Source organism: Methylomonas sp. PHL2-19, assembly GCF_059331595.1.
This window is the reverse complement of sequence record NZ_CP196839.1, coordinates 2,764,304-2,789,954: the sequence shown is the minus strand read 5'-3', so window position 1 is coordinate 2,789,954 and position 25,651 is coordinate 2,764,304. Positions and strand designations below refer to the sequence as shown.

The 25,651-nt window shown below is 56.3% G+C and carries 15 protein-coding genes and 1 riboswitch; of the genes, 4 read left to right on the top strand and 11 right to left on the bottom strand.

All coding sequences use genetic code 11. From position 1 onward, the window contains the following. Window positions 1-79 precede the first annotated feature (79 nt). From atzF to ACR02O_RS12805, 11 genes are all read right to left on the bottom strand, one after another. Window positions 80-1,888, bottom strand: a complete 1,809-nt coding sequence (gene atzF / locus ACR02O_RS12855; RefSeq protein WP_494521749.1) for an allophanate hydrolase — start codon at window positions 1,886-1,888, stop codon at window positions 80-82. Further along, entirely contained in the window at window positions 1,885-5,493 is a 3,609-nt protein-coding gene (gene uca, locus ACR02O_RS12850; protein ID WP_494521748.1) for an urea carboxylase, read from the bottom strand. The genes atzF and uca overlap by 4 nt, the downstream gene beginning before the upstream one ends. A 69-nt stretch (window positions 5,494-5,562) precedes the next feature. Next, window positions 5,563-6,201: an urea amidolyase associated protein UAAP2 gene (locus ACR02O_RS12845; RefSeq protein WP_033156386.1), complete on the bottom strand. Its 639-nt coding sequence runs from the start codon at window positions 6,199-6,201 to the stop codon at window positions 5,563-5,565. A 25-nt stretch (window positions 6,202-6,226) separates the two neighbouring features. After that, window positions 6,227-6,958 (bottom strand): urea amidolyase associated protein UAAP1, encoded by a 732-nt coding sequence (locus ACR02O_RS12840; RefSeq protein WP_494521747.1) that lies wholly within the window; start codon window positions 6,956-6,958, stop codon window positions 6,227-6,229. Between the two features lie 18 nt (window positions 6,959-6,976). Beyond that, entirely contained in the window at window positions 6,977-7,816 is an 840-nt protein-coding gene (locus ACR02O_RS12835; protein ID WP_494521746.1) for an ABC transporter ATP-binding protein, read from the bottom strand. Window positions 7,817-7,821: 5 nt separating this feature from the next. Then, a complete protein-coding gene (locus ACR02O_RS12830; RefSeq protein WP_033156389.1) occupies window positions 7,822-8,631 on the bottom strand; it encodes an ABC transporter permease in 810 nt (269 codons plus the stop codon). 15 nt (window positions 8,632-8,646) lie between these two features. Then, a complete protein-coding gene (locus ACR02O_RS12825; protein ID WP_033156390.1) occupies window positions 8,647-9,642 on the bottom strand; it encodes an ABC transporter substrate-binding protein in 996 nt (331 codons plus the stop codon). A gap of 62 nt (window positions 9,643-9,704) precedes the next feature. Beyond that, a riboswitch (guanidine-I (ykkC/yxkD leader) is annotated at window positions 9,705-9,805 on the bottom strand. Between the two features lie 306 nt (window positions 9,806-10,111). Continuing rightward, a complete protein-coding gene (locus ACR02O_RS12820) occupies window positions 10,112-14,383 on the bottom strand; it encodes a response regulator (RefSeq protein ID WP_458137355.1) in 4,272 nt (1,423 codons plus the stop codon). 1 nt (window position 14,384) lies between these two features. After that, window positions 14,385-19,472, bottom strand: coding sequence for a PAS domain S-box protein (locus ACR02O_RS12815; protein WP_494521745.1), 5,088 nt, complete (start codon window positions 19,470-19,472; stop codon window positions 14,385-14,387). 115 nt (window positions 19,473-19,587) lie between these two features. After that, window positions 19,588-21,096, bottom strand: coding sequence for an alginate export family protein (locus tag ACR02O_RS12810; protein WP_494521744.1), 1,509 nt, complete (start codon window positions 21,094-21,096; stop codon window positions 19,588-19,590). A 134-nt stretch (window positions 21,097-21,230) separates the two neighbouring features. Next, on the bottom strand, window positions 21,231-21,416 hold the full coding sequence (locus tag ACR02O_RS12805; RefSeq protein WP_494521743.1) for a YezD family protein: 186 nt from the start codon (window positions 21,414-21,416) through the stop codon (window positions 21,231-21,233). A gap of 310 nt (window positions 21,417-21,726) precedes the next feature. On the opposite strand from ACR02O_RS12805, the gene cysT reads away from it, so the two are divergent. From cysT to ACR02O_RS12785, 4 genes are all read left to right on the top strand, one after another. Further along, window positions 21,727-22,554, top strand: coding sequence for a sulfate ABC transporter permease subunit CysT (gene cysT / locus ACR02O_RS12800; RefSeq protein WP_101052230.1), 828 nt, complete (start codon window positions 21,727-21,729; stop codon window positions 22,552-22,554). Window positions 22,555-22,562: 8 nt separating this feature from the next. After that, window positions 22,563-23,426: a sulfate ABC transporter permease subunit CysW gene (gene cysW, locus ACR02O_RS12795; protein ID WP_033156393.1), complete on the top strand. Its 864-nt coding sequence runs from the start codon at window positions 22,563-22,565 to the stop codon at window positions 23,424-23,426. A gap of 56 nt (window positions 23,427-23,482) precedes the next feature. Then, entirely contained in the window at window positions 23,483-24,526 is a 1,044-nt protein-coding gene (locus ACR02O_RS12790) for a sulfate/molybdate ABC transporter ATP-binding protein (RefSeq protein WP_033156394.1), read from the top strand. Between the two features lie 107 nt (window positions 24,527-24,633). After that, entirely contained in the window at window positions 24,634-25,536 is a 903-nt protein-coding gene (locus tag ACR02O_RS12785; RefSeq protein WP_171695617.1) for a LysR substrate-binding domain-containing protein, read from the top strand. The last annotated feature ends 115 nt before the right edge of the window (window positions 25,537-25,651 follow it).

The following is a 25,651-nucleotide window of genomic DNA, read 5'->3' as shown; positions in this document are numbered from 1 at the left end:
GCGCAAGCGCTCCCGCCAGCCGGAAAATCCGGCTTGAATGGTTGGGGTTAGGGAAATTTAAACGAGTAAAACCGTTGGTTTAGTCGGGGCGAGCAAGATAGGCGCGCCAGCCGCCGTAATCGGTAATGTCCAGCGCCTCGCGCACGGCGGCGGCTTCGCAAACAAAGCCCTGCACACTAGTGCCGTCTTGCAATTGCACGCTGCCGATACCCAAGGGTGGCGGGATTTCGGCGACGAATTCCCCGTAACGGCCAATCGGCAAAGCCCACACCTCAACTGCAATCGCCGCGCCGGTTTCGTCGCGCACCATGCCCGGCCGCTTGCCGTCCGGCAATGCGTAAAGCCGGTAGCTCGGCGCGGTGTGAGTCCGTTGCAGCAACACGCCGCCTCGGCCTGTCAAGAGACGGTTCAGCGGCAAGCCGGATAGATGCGCGCCGCACACCACGACCCGGACGAAACCGGACGAGTCTTCAGTGTCCGCATCGGGAAATTCGGCGCTTAAGGTGGTGGAGATGCCCAACTTATGCGGCACCGATTGCTCGCGCCGTTTCGCCAAGGCCAGCAAAGCCCGGTCGGCAAAGGCCGGCGCGCACAAGGTGATGCCGAACGGCAGGCCATTGCCGCGAAAACCGGCCGGCAGTGCAATGGCGCTGAGGTCGAGCAAATTCATGAAATTGGTGTAATAGCCCAAGCGGCTGTTCAATTCGAGCGGTTCGGCTTCAACGGCGGCAATCGGGTAGATGGTGCCGGTGGTCGGCGTCACCAATACATCGATCTGCCGCCAGAGCGCATCGCTTTGCCGCTTCAATTCCTGCAAGCGGTAAAACGCACGCCAGGCGTCGGCGGCCGACAAATTGGTGCCATTGGCAATGATGGCGCGCGTCACTGGAAATAAGGCTTCGGGCTGGTTTTGCAACAATTCGCCGGCCACCAAATAACGCTCGGCCAGCCACGGCCCGGCATAGAGCAAGCCGGCAGCGTCCAGCAAGGGCTGGATGTCCACTTCGACGGCGCTGCCGCCTTGTTCCACCAGTTGCTCAACGGCCGCGGCAAACAAGGCTTCCTCCGCATGGTCGCCAAAAAATTGCAGTTGCTCCGGTTTCGGCACACCGAAACGGAAACGGCCGGCAAAGCCCGGCGGCACCGGCAAAGCTTGATCCGGGCGGTTATAGGCGTCTTGCGCGTCGTAAACGTTGGCGACGCACATTACCCGTTCCGCGTCGGCAGCGGTCAACGCGAAGATCGATACGCAATCCAGGCTGCGGCAGGCCGGTACCACGCCGGACGTGCTTAATAAGCCCCGCGTCGGCTTGACGCCGACCAGGTTATTGAACGCGGCCGGCACCCGGCCGGAGCCGGCGGTGTCGGTACCCAACGCAAAGCTGGCCAGACCGGTCGCCACCGCGACCGCCGAACCCGAGCTGGAGCCGCCGGCGATGTAAGCCGGATCGAAGCTGTTGCGGCACACACCATAAGGCGAGCGGGTGCCAACCAAACCGGTCGCGAACTGGTCCAGATTGGTCTTGCCGACCGGAATCGCTCCGGCGGCGATCAATTGCCGCACCACGAAAGCCGATTGCTGCGGCTGGTAGGCGTAAGCCGGACAAGCTGCTGTGGTGGGTAGATCGGCCAAATCGATATTGTCCTTGATCGCAAAGGGGATGCCGTACAAGGGCAAGTCGTCCGGCGACTGGTCCGATAGCGCCGCGGCGTAAGCCTGCATCTGCGCCAGCGGCAAACGGCTGATCCAGACGCCGCGCGCCGGCGCGGATTCCAGGCGTTGCCAGAGCATGTCCACCAAGGTCGTCGGCGTCAGTGCGCCGTCCCGGTAAGCCTGGCTAAGGCTGGCGATGCTGAGTACTTCCGGCAATTCGCTCCAGGTCTTCATGCGTCCTCCCCGGCTTGCAGCACCAGCAAATCCTGGCCGGCACTGATTTGAGCGCCTTCATTGCAAAATACTTTCCAGACCGTGCCGTCTGCCGGTGCCGTTACCGGAAATTCCATTTTCATCGACTCGACCACCACCAAGGTATCGCCTTGCTTGACGCTAGCGCCGGCCTGGACCAAAACCTGCCAGACATTGCCGGCGATGTGGCTGGCTACGGCCCTGGCACCGGCCGGCAAATCCAGTTCGGTGTCGATAGCCGCCGCCGCGACGGCCTGGTCATCCGCGTAAACTTGCCCGGCTTGCGCCCAGCGTTCACGTTCGGCGTCGAAGGCCGCTTGCTGGCGCTGTTTGCAGGCGGCGATCTCATCGGCGTTTTGGCGCAGAAAGTCGTTGTATTGGCGCAGGCTGAAGGTTTCCTCGCGGATATCCAGTTTGGCCTTGCCGCTGATTACATCTTGCCGGTAGCGCAGCAATTCCTCGGCGGATACAGGATAGAAGCGAATCTGATCGAAAAAGCGCAGCAGCCAAGGCTTACCGTCGCGAAAATCGGCGGTTTGCCGGTAGCGGTTCCACATCGGCACGGTGCGGCCGACGAACTGGTAGCCGCCCGGACCTTCCATGCCGTAGACGCACATATAAGCGCCGCCGATACCGACCGCGTTCTCCGGGGTCCAGGTCCGGGCCGGATTGTATTTGGTCGTCACCAAGCGGTGGCGCGGATCGATGGGCGTCGCCACCGGCGCACCGAGGTAAACGTCGCCCAAGCCCATCACCAGATAACTGGCGTTGAACAGAATGTCCTTGACCTGCTCTATGCTGTCCAGGCCGTTGATGCGGCGGATGAACTCGATATTGCTTGGGCACCATGGCGCGTCCTTGCGCACCGACTGCATGTATTTTTCGATGGCTAGTTTCGTGGATGGGTCGTCCCAGGACAGCGGCAGATGGACGATACGGGTCGGTACTTCCATGTCCTCTATGGCCGGCAATTCGGCTTCGGCTTGCGCCAAGATCCGCATCAGTTCGTCCAGCGGCAGACGGCGGTCGTAATGCACTTGCAAGGAGCGGATGCCCGGCGTCAGATCGACGATGCCGGCGATGCTGCGTTGTTGCAGCCAGGTCATCAAGGCATGTACTCGAAAGCGCAGATTGATGTCCAGCATCAACGGCCCATATTCGACCAGCATATTGCGGTCGCCGGCTTGGCGATAGGTCACTGCAACCTGATCGGTATTGGCCGGCACCTGAGCAAGGATGCAGCTTTCCTCGACGCTTGCTGTTACCGGCAGTTCCGGTAACACGGCATGGGCCGGATCGGCTAAAGCTCGTTCGACTTGGGCATCCAGACTCGCGGCCTGTTCGCGGTTCAGGCGGATAAATCGCACAGTATTACCGGGCTTTAATTGGCCCAGTTTCCACAATTCCGCCGCGACCACGGTGGCCGGACAGACAAAGCCGCCCAGGCTGGGGCCGTCCGGGCCGAGGATGACCGGCATGTCGCCGGTGAAATCCACCGCGCCAATGGCATAGGCGTTGTCATGGATATTGGACGGATGCAGGCCGGCCTCGCCGCCGTCGCTGCGCGCCCAGCGCGGTTTCGGGCCGATCAGACGGATGCCGGTGCGGTTGGAGTTGTAATGCACCTCCCAGTCGGTCGCGAAAAATTCGTCTATGTCCTCGTCGGTAAAAAAGTCCGGCGCGCCGTGCGGGCCGTACAGCACGCCGATCTGCCAGTGCTCCGAATAAACCGGTAGCGCGGCCGAATTCGGCACAACTTCCTCGGTCATGGCAGCTTCCGTTACGACCGGCAACACGTCGCCGACCCGCAGCACCCGGCCGCCATGGCCGCCGAATTGGCCCAGCGTGAATGTGGCGCGGCTGCCCAGATATTCCGGCACGTCGAAGCCGCCTTGGATCGCCAGGTAAGCGCGGCAACCCTGGCCGGCGATAGTGCCCAGTTTCAACACGTCACCGGCGGATACTGTTATGGCTTGCCAGAATGCGACGGCCTGGCCGTTCAATTCGGCCGTCATCGTCGCGCCGGTCAACACGATGCGGGTAGCGAAATTGAAGCGCAGGCTGGGGCCGTTAATCGCCATTTCCAGCCCGGCCGCGTGTTCCGGGTTGCCCAAAATCCGGTTCGCCAAGCGAAAGGCCAGCATATCCATCGGCCCGGACGGCGGCACGCCGACGTCCCAATAACCCAGGCGGCCAGGATAATCCTGGATCATGCTTTGCGTGCCGGCTTCCAGCACGTCCAGGGTGCGCGGAAGGTAAGTCAGTCCGGCCAGATAAGCGGTAATCTGGCGACCGCTGCGGAACACCTCGTCGGCGACGATCTGCCGCAAATAGACCAGATTGGTTTCGATGCCGTATAGGCGAGTTTCGGCCAAGGCCGCATCCATTTGCGCCAGCGCCTGTTCGCGGTCGCCGGCGTGAACGATGACTTTGGCCAGCAAAGGGTCGTAATAAGGCGTGACTTCCAGGCCGTTCTCCAGCCAGTGGTCGACCCGGACGCCGACCGGAAAACGGCACTCGCTCAACAGGCCGGCCGAGGGCTGGAAGTTCTTGTTCGGGTCTTCGGCGTACACCCTGACCTGCATAGCCCAACCCTGCGGCGCGTGCCGATACTGATCCAGGAACGTGCTGTCGCCGGCCGCCAGCCACAGCATCCACTCGACCAGATCGGTGCCGGTGACTTGTTCGGTCACGCCGTGTTCGACTTGCAGCCGAGTGTTGACCTCCAGGAAATAAAATTCGCCGCTGTCCTGGTCGTAAACGAATTCGACGGTGCCGACGGAACGGTAATTTACCGCCTCGGCCAGCGCCAGGGCATGCCGATAGAGCGCCTCCCGCGTTGCTTCGCTGAGGCCGGGTGCCGGGGTTTCCTCGATCACTTTCTGGTTGCGGCGTTGTACCGAACAATCGCGCTCGCCCAAATGGATCACCCGCCCGGCGCCGTCGCCGAAAATCTGCACCTCGATATGGCGGGCGCGTTCGATGAACTTCTCCAGATACAGGCCGCTGTCTTTAAAATTGGCCGCGCTCAAGCGCTGCACGACGGTAAAGGCCTCTTGCAGTTCCGTGTCGTTGCGGCACAAGCGCATGCCGATACCGCCGCCGCCGGCGGTGCTTTTCAGCATCAACGGGTAGCCGATTGCGGCTGCCGACGCTACGGCCTGATCGATGTCCGCCAGCAAGCCTGTGCCCGGTAGTAACGGCACGCCGCAGGTTTTGGCGATTTCGCGGGCAGTGTGCTTCAAACCAAAGCGCCGCAATTGTTCCGGCGTCGGGCCGATGAAAACAATGCCGGCCGCAGCGCATTGCTCGGCGAACTCGGCGTTTTCGCTCAGAAAACCGTAGCCGGGATGGATGGCCTGGGCACCCGTTGCCACCGCTGCTTCAAGAATTCGCTCACTGCGCAAATAGCTGTCGGCCGCCGCCGCTCCGCCGACACATACCGCTTCGTCGGCTTCCTGGACGTGGCGGGCATGGGCGTCGGCTTCGGAATACACCGCGACACTGGCTATACCCAATTCCTTTAAAGTCCGGATGATGCGGCAGGCGATTTCGCCGCGATTGGCGATCAATACCTTGTTAAACATGAATCCTCGTTTGGCGGGCCGTCCCGCCTTGACATACCGGCGCCGGGCCGTCCCGGCGCGGATTAAGGGTCAATCCCAGATCAGCAGGCGCACCGGCGTCGGGTTGTAGGCGTTACACGGGTTGTTCAACTGCGGACAATTGGAAATCAGCGCGATCACGTCCATCTCCGCCCGCATTTCCACATACTTGCCTGGCGCGGAAATGCCGTCGGCAAAGGTCAGCTGACCGTCGGCCGTGACCGGCACGTTCATAAAAAAATTGATGTTGCTGGCGATGTCGCGCTTGGCCAGACCGCAGTCGGCGTGACCGATGGCCAATAGAAAACTGTCGCGGCAGCTGTGCATGTGCTTTTTGTCCAGGGCATAGCGCACCGTATTGCTTTCGGCGGCACAGGCACCACCCAAGGTGTCGTGGCGGCCGCAGGTGTCGGCGACGATGGTCAGCAGCACGTTACCCTCGCCGGACATCAATTTGGAGCCGGCGCTCAGGTACAGATTGCCCTGGTGGCGTATCGTGTCGCTGGCGCTATAGCGTTCTTCATGGTCGGCGGCACTGTAAAACAGCGTATCGACCGCCTGGTTGCCTTCCAAATCCAGGATGCGGAAGGTCTGGCCGTGCTTGATGGTATGCAGCCAGGGCTCGCCGGCCGGCAAGGTGTAATCGTAAATGGCGTTGCTCGGATCGAGCGTGCTCTCGACGATGGGCATGGTTTCGTCCTCGTTAGATCGGTGATTACAGAAAATAGCGTTCGGTATTGCTGAAGCCGCGGCCGTTTTCCGGGCGGAAATTGCGGCATTTGTCGTGTTGGTCCGGCAGAGCGCCGCGATAGGCCTCCAGCAACACCGGTTTGGGCTGATAGTGTGGATTGGGATCCAACGGATGCGGGCAACTGCTCAGCACCACCAGCGTGTTCATTTCGAAGCGCAATTCGACTTGGCTGCCTGGAGCGGAATGACCCACCTGAAATTGCAGATTGCCGTCCGCCTCGGCCGCTACCTTGCTGAAGAAATTGACGTTGGCGACCAAATCGCGCTTGCCCAGTCCCCATTTCTCCAGTTCGATCAACAAACTGTCGCGGCCGTTGCGGTACATCGCATTGCGGTGGCTTTGATAGCGGGCGTTACCGTATTTGGCCTGTACTTGCCCGGCATCGGACACGCCGCATACTGTGTCGTGCCAGCCCAGCGTGTCGCCGGTAATCGAACACAACACCCGGCCCATGTCCGAATAGCAGACAAAGCCTTCGCTCAGATGGAAGGTGTGCTGGGCCTTTAGGGTGTCGGCCATGTTGTAGCGTTCGCTGCGTTCGTCGTCATTGACGAACAAAGCCGACAAGTTGGCGCCGCCTTCGCTGTCGGTCAGGCGCAGCCGGTTGCCGCGCCGCATCCGAAACGAAGTGTGGGCGCCGCCCGGTAGGGTCTCGCTCCAAAGCAGGTCTGCAGGATTGATTGCCGCTAAAGTCATGTTGGTCTCCTAATAGGTTTATGGCGCCGGAACCTGACCCAGGCGCTCGAGCAGTTCATAGTCGGTCTGCATGCCGGACGTGTCGCGGATGCCGGCCAAAATTTGTTTTTTTAAGGCAATGAAGTCCGGGGTCTGCTTCATGTCCTGGTCGCGGTGGTCCGGCAACGGCACGGTGTGGACCGCGGCGATGCGTCCCGGCCGCGGCGCCATCAGCACCACCCGGTGCGCCAGATAAATCGCTTCTTCCACGTCGTGGGTAACGAACAGCACCGTGGTCTTTTCCAGGATGGAAACGTGCAGGATCAGATCGTGCATGACCTCGCGGGTCTGGGCGTCCAGCGCGCCGAACGGCTCGTCCATCAGCAGGATGCGCGGCCGCGCCATCAAGGCCCTGGCAATCGCTACCCGCTGCTGCATGCCGCCGGACAACTGATTCGGATAGGCGTCAGCGACGTGGCTCAGGCCCATCAAACGGATCAGGGCGTCGGCCCGGCCTTCGGCGGACTCGACATCGCTCAGCGTCGATACGTCTCGATGTACCTTCAATTGCCGGCAGAACTTGATGTTGTCGGTCACGCTCAACCACGGATACAGGCTGTAATGCTGGAACACCATGGCCCGGTCGATGCCGGGGCCGGCGATAGGCAAACCGTCGACGTTGACCGTGCCGCCGCTGGCCGGCTCCAAGCCGCCAACGATGCGCAGCAAGGTCGATTTACCGCAACCGGAGGCGCCGACCAGCGTGACGAATTCGCCGGGCGCAAGGTCGAGGTCGGCATCCTGCAAGGCGACGATGTCCGCGCCGTTGGCGGCAAAGCGTTTTTGCAATTGGCGGATTTGAATGATGGGATTCGTCATCGGCGCTATCTCCGGTACAGCCAAGGGAAGCTGCGGCGATGCGCCCAGCGGAAGCATTGGTCGGTAGCCAGGCCGAATAACCCAATCAGAATGATGCCGGCGAAGATTTTGTCGGTCTGTAAAAAGCGTTGCGCCTTCAGCACGGCAAAGCCCAGGCCGGAGTTGGCCGCCACCAGCTCGGCCACTACCAGATAAGTCCAGGCCCAGCCCATCGTCACCCGCAAGGTATCCAGAATGGCCGGTTTGGCCGACGGCATGATCACCCGCATCACGATTTCGTCGCGGTCGGCGCCCATGGTCTGCGCCGCTTCGATTTGCTCCATCGGCACCCGCCGCACGTCTTCGGCGATCATCAGCAGCATTTGAAAGAAGGTACCGATGAAGATAATCGCAATCTTGGCGCCCTCGTCGATGCCGACCCACAGCATTACCAAGGGGATGAAGGCCGCCGCCGGCATGTAGCGGATGAAGTCGGTCAACGGTTCGAACAGGGCCTTGACCGGCGCATAGGTGCCGACCAGCACGCCCAAGGGCAAGGCCAATACCGCCGACAATAAAAACCCGGCCACGACCCGGTAAACGCTGATCGCCACGTCGCCGAGCAGATCGCCGTCGCGCAGCCATGCCCAGGCGCTGTCCAGCACAAGCGGCGGGGTCGGCAAAAACACCGGGTCTATCGCGCCGCCGGCGGAGGCCCACCACCAAGCCAGCAGCGCCGACAGCAAACCGCTGATGGCAATCAGCCAATGCGTACGCCGTTCCAAACTGCCGCGTATCGCCCATAGCGGTCGCCGCGGATTTAAATTGCCAGTCATCGTCGTCACCCCGAGCTAGTGAGCGGCGAGCGCTTCGGCCACCAACGAGGCATCGACGCCGACCGCCAAATCCGGCACGCTGTCGATCAAGCGGTTGTCCTTCAAAAACGCGGCGATGGTCGGGCCGACCGCTGCCAACGACGCCGGTTCGCTGACCTGCCCCAAGGCTTTCAGGTTGTCTTCCAATGTGAAGAAACGGGTGCCGGGCAGAAACACTTTGTAGGCCTCCGGTTTCATGCCGACCACTTTGGCCATGACGGTGACGGCTTGATCCGGCTGCTCGCGGATAAAGCGTTGGGTATCCTGCCAAGCCTTGATCATGCCCACAAGCTCGGCGCGGTGGGTTTCGATGGCTTTAACCCTAGCCACCAGTAAATCCGGGATCAGGCCGGGCATGTCTTTGGAGGTGAATAAGGCCGTACCTTTACCGCTGGTCTGAATGTTGTTGACCCAGGGATTCCACACCACGGTCGCATCGACCCGGCCACTCAAGAATGCCGCCGCCGCGTCGCCGGCCGACAGGTTTACCGTTTTGATGTCGTCGAAACTCAGGCCGTTCTTGCTCAGCGCGGTGGCGAGCACGAAGTGGGAAATCGAATATTGTTCGAGGGCGACGGTTTTGCCTTTCAGGTCGGCGAAGCTTTTGATGGCGGGATTGACCATCAAGGCGTCGTTGCCGTCGGAATTGTCGTTGACCAGAATGGCTTTGACCGGTATGTTTTTGCTCAGCGGTGCCATGGTGTCGGACCAGGTCTGACAGTTGGCGTCCAACTGGCCGGCGGACAAGGCCGAGATCGAGTCGGTGTAATTGGCAAACCAAACCAGTTTGACCTTGGCGCCGTACTTTTTGAAGTAGCCCTTGTGTTCGGCGACGTACCAGGCCACCCAGCCAGGCCAATCGCTGACCCCAACCTTTACCTCAGCGGCAGCCGGTTTAGACAAGCAAAACAATGCCGCAGCAAGGACAAGCGCAATTAATCGGGACAGGCAGTGGGAGGAAGTAGATGTCATGAGTAGCTCCAGTCGGGTTGAAAAGCTACACGTAGAGGCGGACCGGTTTATAAAACCGTCTGACCTCCCGGGCTTTTATCCCGCCGTGTAGCTCCCCGAAAGAAGCCGGCAACTCTCGGTCGCTGACGCCCAAAATTGAGCCGGAACCCTAGTCACCATTTTGTTAAGGCGCTTTTATGATCGCGCCTCACGTGTTGTAGTTCTATACAGCAAGCTGTATGCCATACATAAATTTATATATAAATCAATAATATATAAAATATCACCGCCTGCAAAATCCAGCGTTTTGCGTTTTAGTGGTGCAAGCAAAAATAAAATCAGATCCAACTTGGTGCACAAAATTCTAATTAAGCTTGCTTATTGGCGTTTTGGCCGGTTTGCGAAAGGCCTTGTTTTAAACAACATCTTGCCCAGCAAAGATGTCGTATTTCCCTTTGCCGGATGACACAAAATCGCCGATTGCAAGCCTCTACAATGACCGGATGTTTTCAGAGGCGTAATAACGCGCGATGCCTTCCCGAACGTCGTTGCGTAATTCATCGTCGTCCCAAGGCTTTTTGTGGAATTTGTATATTTCGCCTTTGTTAACGGCCTCAGTGATAGTGTTTAAATCGGCATAGCCGGAAATAATCATTCGCACCGTTCGCGGGTGCATGATTTTAACGCGCGACAAAAACTCCGTACCGGTCATTTCCGGCATACGTTGATCGCAGATAATCACCATAACCGGATGATTGGCCAACAACTCCAGTGCTTCTTGGCCACTGCCGGCCGTCAAAATTTCATAATCGTCCCGCCACAAGCAGCGCTTCAGCGCCGACATGATATACGGTTCGTCGTCCACAATAAGAACCTGCGGTTTTTGTTCATCCGAAGGTAAACGCAGTAGGGTTCCGGCCTGCAATAACTGCCGAATCTCAGCGCCGGGCAACGGCCGACTGAAATAATAACCCTGTATCTGATCGCAGCGCAGCCTTCTCAGGTAACTGGTTTGCCCCTGGCTTTCCACTCCTTCTGCGATGACGGCTAGGCCCAAGCTGTGCGCCATGGCGATAGTGGCTTGCACAATCACCGCATCGTTCGAATCGGTGACCACATTGTCAATAAAGCTTTTGTCTATCTTGAGCTTGTCCACCGAGAATTGTTTGAGGTAGGAAAGCGACGAATAGCCGGTGCCGAAATCGTCAATCGACAGCTGAATGCTCAGGTCCTTCAGCTGTTTCAGCAGCGTCAGGGTCTCGCTTACATTCGTCATCAACAAACTTTCGGTGAGTTCTAATTCAATATAACGGGCCGGCAAATCGGTGTCAGCAAATAACTGCTTTAGCAAATCGACCAAGCCACCCGCCTGCATTTGTATGGCAGAGACGTTCACAGCAACGGTAAAGCCTTCAGGGATTAGCCCGGCATCTCGCCATTCCTTGGCTTGCGATACGGCGCGTTTGAGAATCCAATCCCCCAAAGGCACGATCAAGCCGGATTCTTCCGCCAAAGGGATAAATTTATTCGGCGGCATGAAACCTTGCACGGGATGATTCCAGCGTACCAAGGCTTCCAAACCAATGATTTTTCCGCTGGCAAGATCGACTTGAGGCTGGTAATAAAGCTCAAATTGTTCCCGCTCGATAGCGTGGCGCATGTCGTTGGTTAGTGCGATTCTGGCCAGTAACCGCTCATTCATGTCTTGCTTGAAGAAACGAAAACTGGACACCTTGTCGGCTTTGGCATGATTTAAAGCAATCCCGGCGCGCTGCACCAACTCGCTGGCTGTTTTCGCATCTGAGGGATAAAAACTGATACCGATCTTGGCTTCCAGATGAATTTCATGCTGGGCTAGCACCACCGATTCCGTCACAGCCGCCCGCAGGGCTTCAGCAAATTGTTCGGCTGCCGATGGGCTATCGATGTCCGAACAGGCAATATTAAAATTGTCCTTGGCCATCCGGGTGACGAGGCCTTCGCTGCCGGCGGCCTTGACCAAGCGGTTGGCAATGATTTTCAGCGTTTGATCGCCGATTTCGTAACCGTAGGTGTCATCAATCGTATGGAAATTTTCAATATCCAAACGCAATACGGCAATATCGTGCTGCTGATGCTCGGCTTGCGCGATGGCTGACGACAGCAAGTCTTCGAAGAAAAATTGATTCGGCAAACCGGTAACCGGATCGTAACGCGATAATTGCACGATGCGCTCCTGCATTTGCTGAGTTTCAGTCATATCGTTAATGATGGCCACAAATAATGGGGGCTGGTCATCGATTAATTCCAGATGAACTTCAACCGGGTACTCGCTACCGTCTTTACGCCGGTGTATCGTTGAGAAATCGCAACGGCTCTTGCTACCCGCCCGCAAAGGCGCGCACAGCTGTTCAAAGGCCTCCTCATTTAGCTCAGGGTTAATATCCAACGGCGTCATCCGCTCAAGCTCTTGTGTTGAATAACCCAGATTGTCCCGCCCACCCTGGTTCACATCAATAAACCGCAGGGTCTGGCTATCGAAAATATGGATTTCATTGGTGGATCGCGCCAACACCTGGCTGAAACGGGCGGCCTTTTTCTCGACGCGCTGGCGTTGGACAATGCGCCACAGGGCGTTCGAGATGAGCTGAACGGTTTCCACATCCAGCTCGGTATAGTCGGTCGCTTTGTTCGCCACACCGGTTAGCATGACCACTTTGCCATTCTCGATCACCGGCACGGAAATCAGCCGACGCAATTCAGGCTGCGCATCGGAAAAACCAGCAGCAGGAAGCCGGGGAAAGGCTTCTGTATTGGCGGTTACCACCAACTCTTTAGGGAGATGGACCGGGATATTATTGAAAACCGCCGGTTGGCGGTTTTTGACGGACTCACCCAAGATACCGGCTTGGCTGAGAAGAATACGGCTGTCCGCGACGGTTTTCCCACTTGGTTCCTGTCGCGCTCGAGACTCTGCCACCGGTTCCATACAGTCTTCGTCAGGATTGATAAAGTATACAAAGGCCAGTTGGCTGGCGGTCAGCTCTTCCGCCAGAAGCATGCCGCGCCGGATGAATTCCGCCTCGTTCAAGTCTTCCGACGCCTTTGGCAGTTCCAACAAAGCTTGCGCACGCCGGGCCTGTAAAATCAGCTTTTGTTCGTTCTCTATGCGCTGAGTGACATCAACGCCCACACCATCCCAAACCACGCTGCCATCGGCTTGCCGTTTTGGGCTGGACCGAAATGCAATCCAGCACTGGCGGCCGCCGGGCGGATTGAATAACACGCTGCCTTTATAGACTTTTAATTCCCTGAGGCATTCGGCTTCCTCTTCCCGGTATTGCTGAAGCGACTCGGGCGCCATTTGCGCAAAGAACGGATTGATGTCTTCGATCAGTTGCGCGGGCTTCAGCCCGTGCAGTTTCTCCACTCCGGCGCTGATGTATTGCAGAGCCGTCCGCCCATCCTGCCAGATTCGGTAACGATACACATAGCCGTCCGGCAGATTGTCGCCCATCACCCGCAATTGATGTTCCCGCTCCCGCAAAGCCAGCTCGGCTTCGACGCGGGCGGTGATGTTATTCAGCAAACCGTCGAAGGACTCCACTTCGCCCTGCTCGTTGCGGCTTAGCCGGGTAAATTCATCAATCCATATCCAATGGCCGTCGCCGTGCAATAAGCGGTATTCCTGATGATATTCGTCCGGACCATGGGCAATGTGTTGAGCGACTTCGGCTTCGACCCGAAACCGGTCTTCGGGCGGAAGCAAATCCAGATACTTCACTTTGCCCAAGCGCAAATCCTCCGGACGATAACCCCAATCCGCGATATTGGCACTGACGTAACTCACCGGCCAATCCTCGGCGTTGCGCCAGGTTATCGCGACCACCGGAGACCGGCAGACGATAGAATCCAAGTGTTGTAACTCGGCGGTGTGCAGCTCAATCAACTGCTCGAAATGATGGTTCAAGCGGCTAAGTTCCAAATGCGTGCGTATCCGCGCCCGCACTTCGTCGATGTCAAAGGGCTTGGTGATGTAGTCGGCGGCACCAATCGAGAAGCCGCGCACTTTGTCCACCGTTTTGTCCACCACGCTGACGAATAACACCGGAATCCGGGTGCCTACGGCTGTGGCCTTGATACGCCGGCACACTTCATACCCGTCCATTTCCGGCATCAGGATGTCCAGCAGCACCACGTCGGGCGGATGGGAGCCCAACACTATTTCCACCGCCTTGCGGCCGTTGTTGGCTACCAGGATGCGGTATTCCTCCTTCAGCGCCTCGGCCAATTCGTGGATATTCTCCGGCATATCGTCAACTAGCAGCAGTGCCGGCCGCTCCGCTCTGATCAACATCTGTTCGTTCAAGGAAATTAGCGGCTTGCGGCGATATTGGCGCAATTCCAGTTGCGTCAGTATCCGCTGTTTCAGTAGATCGGGATTGATCGGTTTGGTGATGTAATCGGCGGCACCCAATTTAAGGCCGGCGGCCTCGTCGGCCGATTCCGACAGGGCCGTGACGAAGATGACCGGAATATCGGCCGTCATAGGATCGGTCTTCAGCCGCCGCAACACTTCGTAACCGTCCATGCCCGGCATTTTGATGTCGAGCAATACTAGGTCCGGACCTGGGGCGCGCACCGCCAGTTCCAGGGCTTTTTCGCCGTTGGTCGCGGCGAGAATGGCGTAGTCTTCGCGCAGAATGCTCAATAAAGCATGCAGATTTTCGTTGACGTCATCGACGATCAAAATACTCGGTTTGCTGTTATTCGTCTGGGACATGTTAATCTCGCTGCTCTAATGATGGCCCAGCCAGCAGGCGTTGTTGCACCGCCACCAACATAGCGATGGCTTGATCTATGTTAAACGCATCGACCTCGGCGGCAATCGCCTCGAAATCGGCTTCGAACTCGCTTCCGGCCGTACCCTTGCGTAAATCGCCGATTAACGCTTCGGCTGCGCCTAAATCGCTTTCCAACACAGCCATTAAGCGGGTAATTTTAGCGCTTATGGCCTCGACCGATAGCGGTTGTGCCGGCAATGCGGCCGGCGTCGGCGGCGGGGTAAGACTATCGATGTCGGTCATCACTTGTTGCAATAAGTCGCGCAGCTGCTCAATGTGTTCCGCGGCAGGCCGTTGCTGTTGTTTAAGCCCGGCATCAATGCCGGCAATGCACTCGTAAAATGCATTGGCGCCGATATTGCCGGCTACGCCTTTCAAGGAATGACAATAATTTTCAGCGGCCGTGAGATTATCGGTTTGCAATATACGCTGTAATTCGTCTACTGCGTTGGCGTAATGTTCGCGAAACCGTCTGAGTTGTTTACGGTAAGCCGCTTCCTTTCCGCCGATGCGGCGAATACCCTCGCTGACTTGCAAACTTTGCAGGCCCAATAACTCGGGAGAACAAACCACCCGTGCCGGCGCTTCATTGACCGCATAGGTCTCGGCCTGCGTATCGCTAGAAGCGGCAGGCAGCCATTTTGCCAAACAGGAAAACAAGCTTTGCGGTTCCACCGGTTTAGTAATGTGGTCGTTCATGCCGGCCGCCCGGCTTTCTTCGGCATCGCGGGCCATTGCCAACGCGGTCATGGCGATAATCGGCAAACTGGCGAAGCGTTCTCCCCCCGCTTGCCCGGCCAAAGCGCGAATCCGCCGCGTGGCCTCCAGACCGTCCATCACCGGCATCTGGATGTCCATCAATATGCAATCGTACTGATACCGCTGCACCATCGCCAACGCTTCTTCCCCGTTCACCGCCTCATCCGCCGCGATATTCATACTGCGCAACAATTCGACAGCAAATTCGCGATTGATGGCGTTATCTTCTACCAATAAAACGTGGCGGCCAAGCAAATTCGGCGGCGCCTGAGCGGCGGCATACGGCGACTCCTGCCTGTCTAGGACGTCGCTGCGCCCCAATGCCGACAGCATGCTATCCAACAGTGACGACGGCGAAACCGGCTTGATCAGAAAACCGTCCACCCCGGCTTGGTGTGCCAGCAACATCACGTCTTCGCGGCCGTATGCGGTGACCATGATCACCTTAGGTTGCAGCACAATGGCCGCATCGGCATGAATCCGCCGGGTCGCTTCGTCGCCATTCATGCCGGGCATCCGCCAGTCCATCAACACCAGATCGAAGGGATGCTCGGAAGCGGTTTCCAGCAAACGAATCGCAGTGGCGCCATCCCCGGCCACGCTGACGTCCAATTGAAAAAATCGCAACATTTCCGCGAGTATTTCTCGGGAAATGTCGTTGTCGTCCACCACCAGCACCCGGAGGCCTTTCAGTAACGATCCGGTCTGATCCAGCAATTCCCGACGACGGGCCTCGGCCTGTTGGGCAATGTGCAGTTGCACCGTGCAACAAATCGTCGTGCCCTGGCCGGGTTGCGAATCTTCCAGCCAGATCCTGCCGCCCATCAGTTCCACCAGATGCTTACTGATCGCCAACCCCAAGCCGGTGCCGCCAAACTTCCGCGTAGTGGACTGATCGGCCTGGGTAAACTTCTGAAATAAACGTCCTTGCAACTCACAATCCATGCCGATGCCGGTATCGCGAACCGAAATCTGCAAAATGACCGCATCAGCCTTTTTGCTGAGCATCCGGAACGCCAATTCCACTTCCCCGCGTTCGGTAAATTTGATGGCATTGCCGCACAGGTTGAGCAGCACCTGTTTTAAGCGTAGCGGATCGCCTCTTAAGGTGGCGGGGATATTCACATCGTAGCGAATTAAAAACTCCACGCCTTTTTGCTCAGCCTGTAGGCCGATAGCATCGGTGAGTTGCTCCAGCACTCTGTCCAGCGCAAACTCGGTAGACTCAAATTCCAGCTTACCGGCTTCGATTTTGGAAAAGTCCAGAATATCGTTGATGATACCCAACAGCGAGTGCGCCGCGCTCTGCGCCTTGGTCAAATGGTTATGCAAGGTTGAGGGTAAATCCTGCTTCAGCGCCAGATACAACATACCCAAAATCGCATTCATCGGCGTGCGGATTTCGTGGCTCATATTGGCCAGAAACTGGCTCTTCGCCAGCGTAGCGGCTTCCGCAGCCTGCCGGGCTTGTTCCAGTTCTACGGTGCGCGCCGCCACCAGCTCTTCCAGATGGTGGCGATAAGAATCCAATTCGCTCTCCACCCGTTTTTTCTCGGTAATATCCTCCTTAATAGCCAGATAGTGAGTGACGGCACCGTCCGCTTGCCGTACCGGCGTGATCTGTGCCCATTCGACGTATTCGCTGCCGTCCTTACGGCGGTTAATCAATTCGCCGGACCAGCTTTTACCTTGGGTCAGGGTATGCCACATCTCGTCGTAAGTGGCCTGACCGGTGTGCCCGGATTGCAGGATCCGCGGATTTTGGCGGATGGCTTCCTCACGGCTATAGCCGGTAACCGCCGTAAAGTGCTGATTGACGTACTCGATTTCCGCTTGCAGATTGGTGATGACGATGCTGTTGGGGCTTTGCTCCACCGCAAGCCACAGTTTCCGCAGTTCCGCTTCCGCCTGTTTCAGTTCGGTAATGTCGGTAATCACCGCCACCCGACAGTCACGCTCGGAAAAATGGATGTCGTGCGAGCGAACGATGATGTCGATTACCCGGCCGTCTTTAAGAAGATGCTGCCACTCGCCGATATAGGCAAAACCGCGCAGACTGGCCGCCAAACTTGCAATGGCTTGTCGTTGTTGTGCCGGGAACAGATCGGTGAGTTTGAGTGCGACGATTTCCGCTTGGCTGTAGCCATATAACTGGATAAACGCATCATTCACCGCGACCATGGCCAGCGTGCCGCGCTCGTAGACCAACATCGGCGCCGGATTGTGATCAAACAGGTGGCGGAATTGTTGCTCGATCTGCTTACGTTCGGTGATGTCCGACCAAATCAGGGACAAATAATTACGGCCTCTGATTTCAATCACTTTGATGCTGACATGGACATTCAACAATGTACCGTTCTTGTGACGGCGCAAGGTATCGAATTGCGCACCGCCGGCTTGCATGAAATCGTCTGCAATTTGGCGAACCTGGGCAGCGTCGAATTCGCCCTGAATATCCGGCAGGCGCAAGCCAGCGAATTCCTCGCGGCTATACCCCAAGTGTTGGCAGGCGGCGTCATTGAATTCGATGAACTCGAAAGTTTCAGCGTCAATTAGCGTAATCGCATCGGTGGCCTGCGAGACGATGGCGCTGAAAATCCGCTCGCGATTTCTGGCTTTTTCCTCGATGATCCGGCGTTTTATAAAGCTACTCACCCGTTCCGCCACGGCATCGAGCAAGAGTCGTTCTTCGCCTAAAAACTGATCGTCCGGATGCTCGGGCTGCGGTTGCAGATTAGCGACCGAGATACTGCCGGACGCTATACCATCGATTTGAATGGGTACGGTCAGTAAGCTGCTGGAATTTTTGAAATCGCCGCTGAAATAGCTTTGGCCGTCCCATTCCATGCGGGCAGCGGTTGCTTCGGGACAAAGCCAACCGGCAGGTAACAAGTCAACAACGCGCTGTAGCACCTCCGGCAAAGGCTTTTCTAAATCCTCGGTGGCGCGAAAAACCGCGTGCAGACATTTTTGTTCCTTGATGCGCTCGTTTAAGGCGATCTGCGTTGCATGCAGTTGGCTAATGTCTCGGGCCATGCCCAGCACGCCGATCAATTTGCCGTCGCAGGAATTAACCGGGGTTTTAATGGTTTCGTAGAGTGCTTTATGCTTGCCGTCGGCATAGCTTATCCAGTCCTGATTGCGGATAGGCTCGCCGGCGGCCATGGCTTTAGCATCCTGTTCGCGGTATTTATCGGCTTGTTCGCGGCTGACAAAATCGTAATCGGTCTTGCCGACGATAAGCTGTTCAGGCTTGCCGTACAGGGGTTCGAAGCTCGGGTTACACAGCAGGTAAACGCCGTCGGGATCTTTCAGCCATATTTTGTCGGGCATGGCCTTTAACAGGGTGCGTAGCAAGTCTTCTTTTTCGGCCAAGGTTTCCAAGGCCCTTTGCCGCTCGGAAAAATAGCAGGCCAACGCCATACCCACTACCGATAGCACCACCATGAAAAACCAATAGTTGATTTCGTGATTATCGCCCAAGCTGGGATCGGTCAGGCCGGAACGTCGCCAAACCAAGCCGAACATGGCCTGTATGGCGGTAACGACCAAAATCAGCGTGGTAGCGCGGCTGCCAAGCCGAACAGCCGCCCAACTGACAAATAGAAATATCCAGTAACTTTTCGCGTAAGCGCCGAGGCTGTCGTGAAACCAGTCGAGAAACACCAACTGCCCCACCAAAAAGTTCAGCGCAATAATCATCATGGCTTCGCTGAACGCTTTAGCCCCCTGCAGCTTGCAGGCACTGCTAGTCCAGACCAAAATCAGCGGCGTAACCAATATCACGCCCAGCGTATCGCCCATCCACCAATGTAGCAGCGAGGAAAGCACAGCCTCCTCGCCGATAAATCCGCCAGCAAACAAAGTCAACGTGCCGATTGCCGCAGTCAACGAACAAGCGACAACGCCGCCTACACTTATCAGCACCAGATAATCGCGCAGCGTTTTCAGAGAACGGTCGAAGCCGCGGATGCGCTGCAGCAACCAAGCGCCGGACCAGGCGCCGAAGGTACTACCGATTGATATGCTGGTCGCGCTCAATAACGCTTTGCCTTGCCACAGATTAAGCGCCAAGGCCCCGATGAATATTGCCCAAACATAGTGGCGGCCGCCCAGCAAAATGGCCGCCAATGCCAGCCCGCTGGCAATAAAAAACACACTGGCACTGCCATTGGGCGCGAAATACAACAAAGCCAGTCTGGCCGTTACGATATAAAGCCCGGCAGCAGCTATCCATCTCAGCCATGCAGGCGCCATTGCTTCACGCATAAACCCTCCTCGTGCTGAGAGTATAGCGACTGCCTGGGGGATTTCTAATTTAAATAGCCCGGCTGCTTATTGGCCGGGTTCTTAAACGTTGTCGCACCCGCGCCGGCGGGAGTGTTTATTTGTACGTAGGCTTACCATCGCCAAAGGCGTTTAAAGACACTTCGAAGTAGAAGAAATTGCTCGGCTCGCTGGTATAAGAGCCCTGCCCGCCTTGCGACACGCCTACGGCTCTGGCTTCGGTGAAGTCGCCAGGGGTAAATCGTGCATAGCTCATGCTCCAATCCACATAGGCATTCAGTTTGTGACGCAGGCGAATATCAAACTCGTGTCCCAGGAAAGTCCCGCTACGGCCCGTGGTATCGCGCAAGCCGGCCCGGTTCCAGCCTCCGGCCGCACTTTCCTCCCAGTAAGCGTTGTAGCCGGTATCGATACGCACGTCTTTGTAAGGTGAAAACTCCAGTCTGGCCTTCGGCGCGATGATATTGTCCCAGGAGAAATAATCATTCCGCGACCAGGGTTGGTTAAAGCCGTAAAAGGCATCGAAGCGTTGGTTGATATTGTCGCCGGCGTTTTTATCGCCCGTGCCGTAGCCGTAATAGAGACTGGCGCGGGGTTTCCAATCGTGGTCGAAGCTGTAACCTAATTCCAAAGAGTAGGCTAAGGCGTCGTGCTGGCGTAAGGTCTCCCGCGTCCCGGACAAGGAACCGAAGCGCCCGAATTGCTTGTTGATGTCGGCATCGAAATCGAAGCCGCCGCCGAAAAAGCCGTAAGCTCTAAGACCCGGCGCATAAATATCCATACTGGCCTTGCGATTGGCTGCCACCCGGTTGGCGGGATCACCGTCGGTTTTGCGACCCAGGAAATAAGGCTGGATGGTGACAAACTCGGACCATTGTTTCAGGCTGAGTACGGCACCGTAGATCCAGGTATCTTCATCCGGTTGGTCGAATTCGTATTTGTAGCGCTCCACCGGTTGCAAGGCAAAAGTATCCAAATCCCAGTCATTCTGTTTCTTGCCGAAGTGCACCCGGTAACCTTCGAAGTTGTTGGTGGTGTTACGGAACTCGTTGTTACCAATCAAACGCCTATCCAGCAATTCCAAGTGCATACGGCCGGCACGAATACTGAGGGGCCGGTTATGGCCTAAGGCATTGGCGAAATACAACTCACCATAGCCCTGGATCATCTCAAACTCGTTCACATCGGCATCGGTTTTCGGGTACAAACCGTTATAACTGCGCGCATCCTCCATTTCGACCGCAAAGCGCAAGGGATCGAGGATTTCTTTGATGCCGACGTAGGCGCGGGTCCTCAGCAGCCACAGGTTATCGGCATCGGGCCGCCACTCTGAGGTGCCTGAGCGTTGCGGCCTGAAGTCGTTTTCGCGGTATTCGTAGCGGGTCCGAAAATCCAGCCCGACATCCAGCCATTTCACATCGCGAAATTGCTCGAACTGGGTTTTACTCAAATTGCGCACGTACAAAGGCGGATCGGTTGGCGCAGGTTCGACGCGATAGCCTTTGGTCGGGACATAATAATCTTCGGCGTTGACCAGGACCGGCCAAGCCAGCAACAAGCCAAGTGCACCTGCTGCCCGTACTGTATAAATTAAAGGTCGTTTCATGTGGGTAACTGTGGGTTTAGAGTAGTTAATGACCGGTACACAAAAAGATTCTGCTCATCTCGCCGTCCTTTGGCTGAGTGGCAACAAGCGAACAACTATTTAGCGGCGTTAGCCTTAGTCTAGTTGGAATCCGCTTATGCAGAGTCTTTTTGCTGGCCCAGCCGAAAACGTTCGCGCTTGTCGATCTGGACGATGCGGCCGTCGTGAATCACGACTTCAACCGAGCCAAAACGAATATCCTGCACAATCGTCGCAATTTGCAATGCAATCTCCTTGTTATCGCCTTGCTTCAATGCATGGCCGTTAAGTTCAATCGCCATATAGCCTCCTGAGGTATGGTGGGTTATCGTGGTTTGATGAATCCTTGTCTTGGCAGCATTAGCGCCAATGACCGTGGGACAAATGGTAAGAAAACCACAAAGCGATTGAAAACGATATAAACAGAAATATATATCTGTTAATTGGATATATGACATGGCGAATATTTACCCTCCCATCCTGGCCGCAATAGCCAAAATTCGCCCGCTTGTTATCTAAATAAGAGATTATCAATTCAATTTATATCATTTCCGTTGGCATTTAAGTTTCTCTATCCTGTCAGCACCTACTGACTGTTTCCAGAGAAACACCATGACCCAAAGCAATATCATGCCGGGATTTCGACCGGCACTGGCCTACACCTTGTTCTACCTCGGACTGGTAGTACTGATCCCCTTGAGCACCCTGGTATTTAAGAGTTTGCAACTGGGTTGGGGCGAGTATCTGGACATCATTAGCAATAACCGGGTGGTATCGTCGTTCCGGGTCAGCTTCGGCACGTCGCTGATTGCCGCCTTGGTGGCGGGCGTGTTCGGTTTTGTCATCGCCTGGGTATTGGTGCGCTATCCCTTTCCCGGCAAGCGCTTTTTGGACGCTTTAATTGATCTACCGTTTGCCTTACCAACGGCAGTGGCCGGCGTGATCCTGGCGACCATCTTTCAGCCCAGCGGCATGCTGGGTAAATGGTTGATGAGTTCATTGGGTGTGCAAGTGGCTTACAAGCCGCTGGGGATTGTGGTCGCATTGATTTTTATCGGCATTCCTTTTGTGGTACGGACCATCGAGCCCGTGTTACAGGAATTTGATACCACAATGGAAGAAGCCGCATCCAGTCTGGGCGCTACTCGCTTGCAAGTGTTTGCGCAGGTGATCTTTCCCAACATTTTTCCGGCGCTGTTGACCGGCGTATCGCTGGCGTTTGCCCGCGGGGTTGGCGAGTACGGTTCGGTGATCTTTATCGCCGGCAATCTGCCTTATGTCTCGGAAATTGTCCCGCTGTTGATCATCACCAAACTGGAGCAGTACCAATATGCCGGGGCGACGGCGATTGCACTGACGATGCTGCTAGTGTCGTTTTTGTTGCTACTGATCGTTAATTTATTGCAGCTCTGGGCGCGCCGCCGCTCCGGGCAAATTTAGGAGACATCATGCACGCCAATGTTCATGTGATTAGCGACGCCACCGGCCAAGCACACTTCAAAGCGCTACACGACCCGTTTTGGGTGCGCTGGGGCCTGGTCGGCATCGCGGTAGGTTTTATTGTGTTGTTTCTCTGCGTCCCGCTGGGTTTGGTGTTGTATCAGGCCTTCTCCAAAGGTTGGCAAGCCTATTGGACAGCGCTGGCGCAACCGGATGCCATCGCCGCGATGCAACTGACCTTGCTGGTGGCATTGATCACCGTGCCGCTGAATACCGTATTCGGCGTCGCCGCCGCCTGGGCCATCACCCGTTTTGAGTTTTGGGGCAAAAGCTTATTGACCACCTTGATCGATTTGCCATTCTCGGTATCGCCGGTTATTTCGGGCCTGATTTTTGTTCTGATGTTCGGCGCTCAAGGCTGGTTCGGACATTGGTTTTCCGAGCATGACATTAAAGTGATATTCGCGGTACCCGGCATCGTGCTCGCAACCATCTTTATCACCTTTCCTTTTGTGGCGCGCGAACTGATTCCGCTGATGCAGGAAATGGGCAACGAGGAGGAAGAAGCGGCGCTATCGCTGGGTGCCAGCGGCTGGCAGACATTTTTTAAAGTGACTTTACCCAATATCAAATGGGCTTTGCTGTACGGCGTGTTGCTGTGCAACGCCCGGGCGATGGGCGAATTCGGCGCGGTGTCCGTGGTATCCGGACATATTCGCGGCGTGACCAATACCCTGCCCTTGCATGTGGAAGTCAGTTACAACGATTACGACGTGATCGGCGCTTTTTCCAGCGCCTCGATATTAGCCTGTCTGGCCATCGTTACGCTGGTTTTGAAAAGCGTTTTGGAATGGAAGCAGGCCAGAGCCTAAAGACGAAAATACGCCGACATTCTGAGGCGTTTAACATCCGGTATTGAGATAAAAACATGAGTATTCTGCTAAACAACATCAGCAAAAACTTCGGCAAATTTGCCGCCTTGTACGACGTCAACCTGGAAATTCCGGAAGGCGAGCTGGTAGCTCTGCTGGGCCCCTCCGGTTGCGGCAAGACCACCCTGCTCAGAATCATCGCCGGCCTGGAAACCCCGGATTTCGGCCGGGTACTGCTCAGCGGCGAAGACAAGACCGAGCAACATGTCAGCCGGCGCGGGATTGGTTTTGTGTTTCAACATTACGCCTTGTTCCGGCATATGACGGTGTTCGACAACATCGCCTTCGGTTTGCGGGTCAAGCCGCGCAAGGAACGGCCTACCGAAGCCTTTATCAGCAAAAAAGTGCACTCTTTGTTGGAGTTGGTACAACTGGATTGGCTGGCCGACCGCTTCCCGGATCAATTATCAGGCGGCCAAAGGCAGCGGATAGCTTTAGCTAGAGCCCTGGCCGTAGAACCCAGCGTATTGTTGCTGGACGAACCGTTCGGCGCGTTGGACGCCAGCGTGCGCAAAGATCTGCGGCAATGGCTGCGCAATCTGCATCAGGAATTGCATGTCACCAGTATTTTTGTGACCCACGATCAGGAAGAAGCCATGGAAGTCGCCAGCCAAGTCGTCGTATTGAATCAAGGCCGCATCGAGCAACAAGGCGCCCCGGCCGATATTTACGATCATCCGGCCAATGCCTTTGTTTCCAAATTCATCGGCCAAACCAACGTCTTCGATCTATCGGAAACCGAAAGCAACTGGCTGCAACGCGCAGGGATTCTGGCGGAAAAACCGCAAGGCATCTTCGCACACGTCCGCCCGCATCATATCGACATCGTCAAAGCCGAAGAAGCCTCCGGTTCGCCGGTAACTTTGAAAGACTGGCAACATCTGGGCGCGACGATACGCATCGAACTGTTCAATCCGCAACATAACGGTTCCGGTGCGACGCTGTTTGCGGAGATGCCCAACGAACGCTTCAAACAACTGAATTTAAACAAGGGCGACCGCGTGGCGGTGCATATCAAACAAGCGCATTGGTTTAATTGACAGCACCCCTCATAGTTCGGGCTATGCCAAACATAGCCCGGTACCGGCATTTGTACCCGGTTCGCGATTGTTGCCCATCGCTCAAATCACCCCATGGAAAGACCGATATGAATCTAAATCAGCTTGAATTATTGCGCGTCCTGAAGGACACCCAGTTCAACCAATCCAAAGCCGCGGAAATCATGCATGTGGTGCAGTCGGCCGCCAGCCGACAGTTACAATTATTGGAGGAGGAATTGGGCTCGCCGCTCTACGAACGCCACGGCAAAAAACTGCTGGGCCTGACACCGCTGGGCGAGCAGGTGATGGAACAGGTAGACAGGATCAATCAAGCCAAAAAGAACATCCTGTCGATAGCCGACGACTTTCGCGAAAATCGCAACGGCGCCTTGCATATCGCCACCACCCATACTCAAGCCAAGTACTTGCTACCGGAACCGGTGCAAAAATTCCGGGAGAAATATCCGGGCATCACCATTTACATGGTGCAATCGTCACCACAAGAATTAATAGAGCAGCTCCATCAGCATCGGGCCGATATTGCCATCTGCACCGAAAAGCTGGACGAGGACGAGAAGCTGGTCGTCAAATCCTGCTATGAATGGCAACACATCGCCGTGGTGCCGCGCCATCACCCCTTGGCGCAAGGCGATGTGACGCTGGGCCGGCTGGCCGCATTTCCGATTTTGACTTACTCGCAAGGCTATACCGGCCGTTCGACCATCGAAAAAGCCTTTAAGAACGCGGGTAAGGAACTGGACATCACCCTGTCCGCCGCCGATTCCGACATCATCAAAACCTATGTCAGATTGGGTTTGGGCGTGGGGATTATCGCCGGTACGTCTTACGAAGCGCGCAACGACAATGATTTGGTCGCCAGGGATTTATCGCACCTGATCCCACGCTCGATGACGAAAATCGCCTATTTGAAGCAATTATATCTACCCACTTATTTGCAATATTTCATTAACGAGCTGCTTGCCAAAGCCGCCAAGGAGCATGAATATTAAAATCCGGCACGAATTTCGGTTTTGATTTCGATATTTATCATAAGAGCCGCCGTAAAAATTTCGACTTTGCGATCCTTCACGCAAAAACAAAGACTTACAAACCGCCCAACCACCG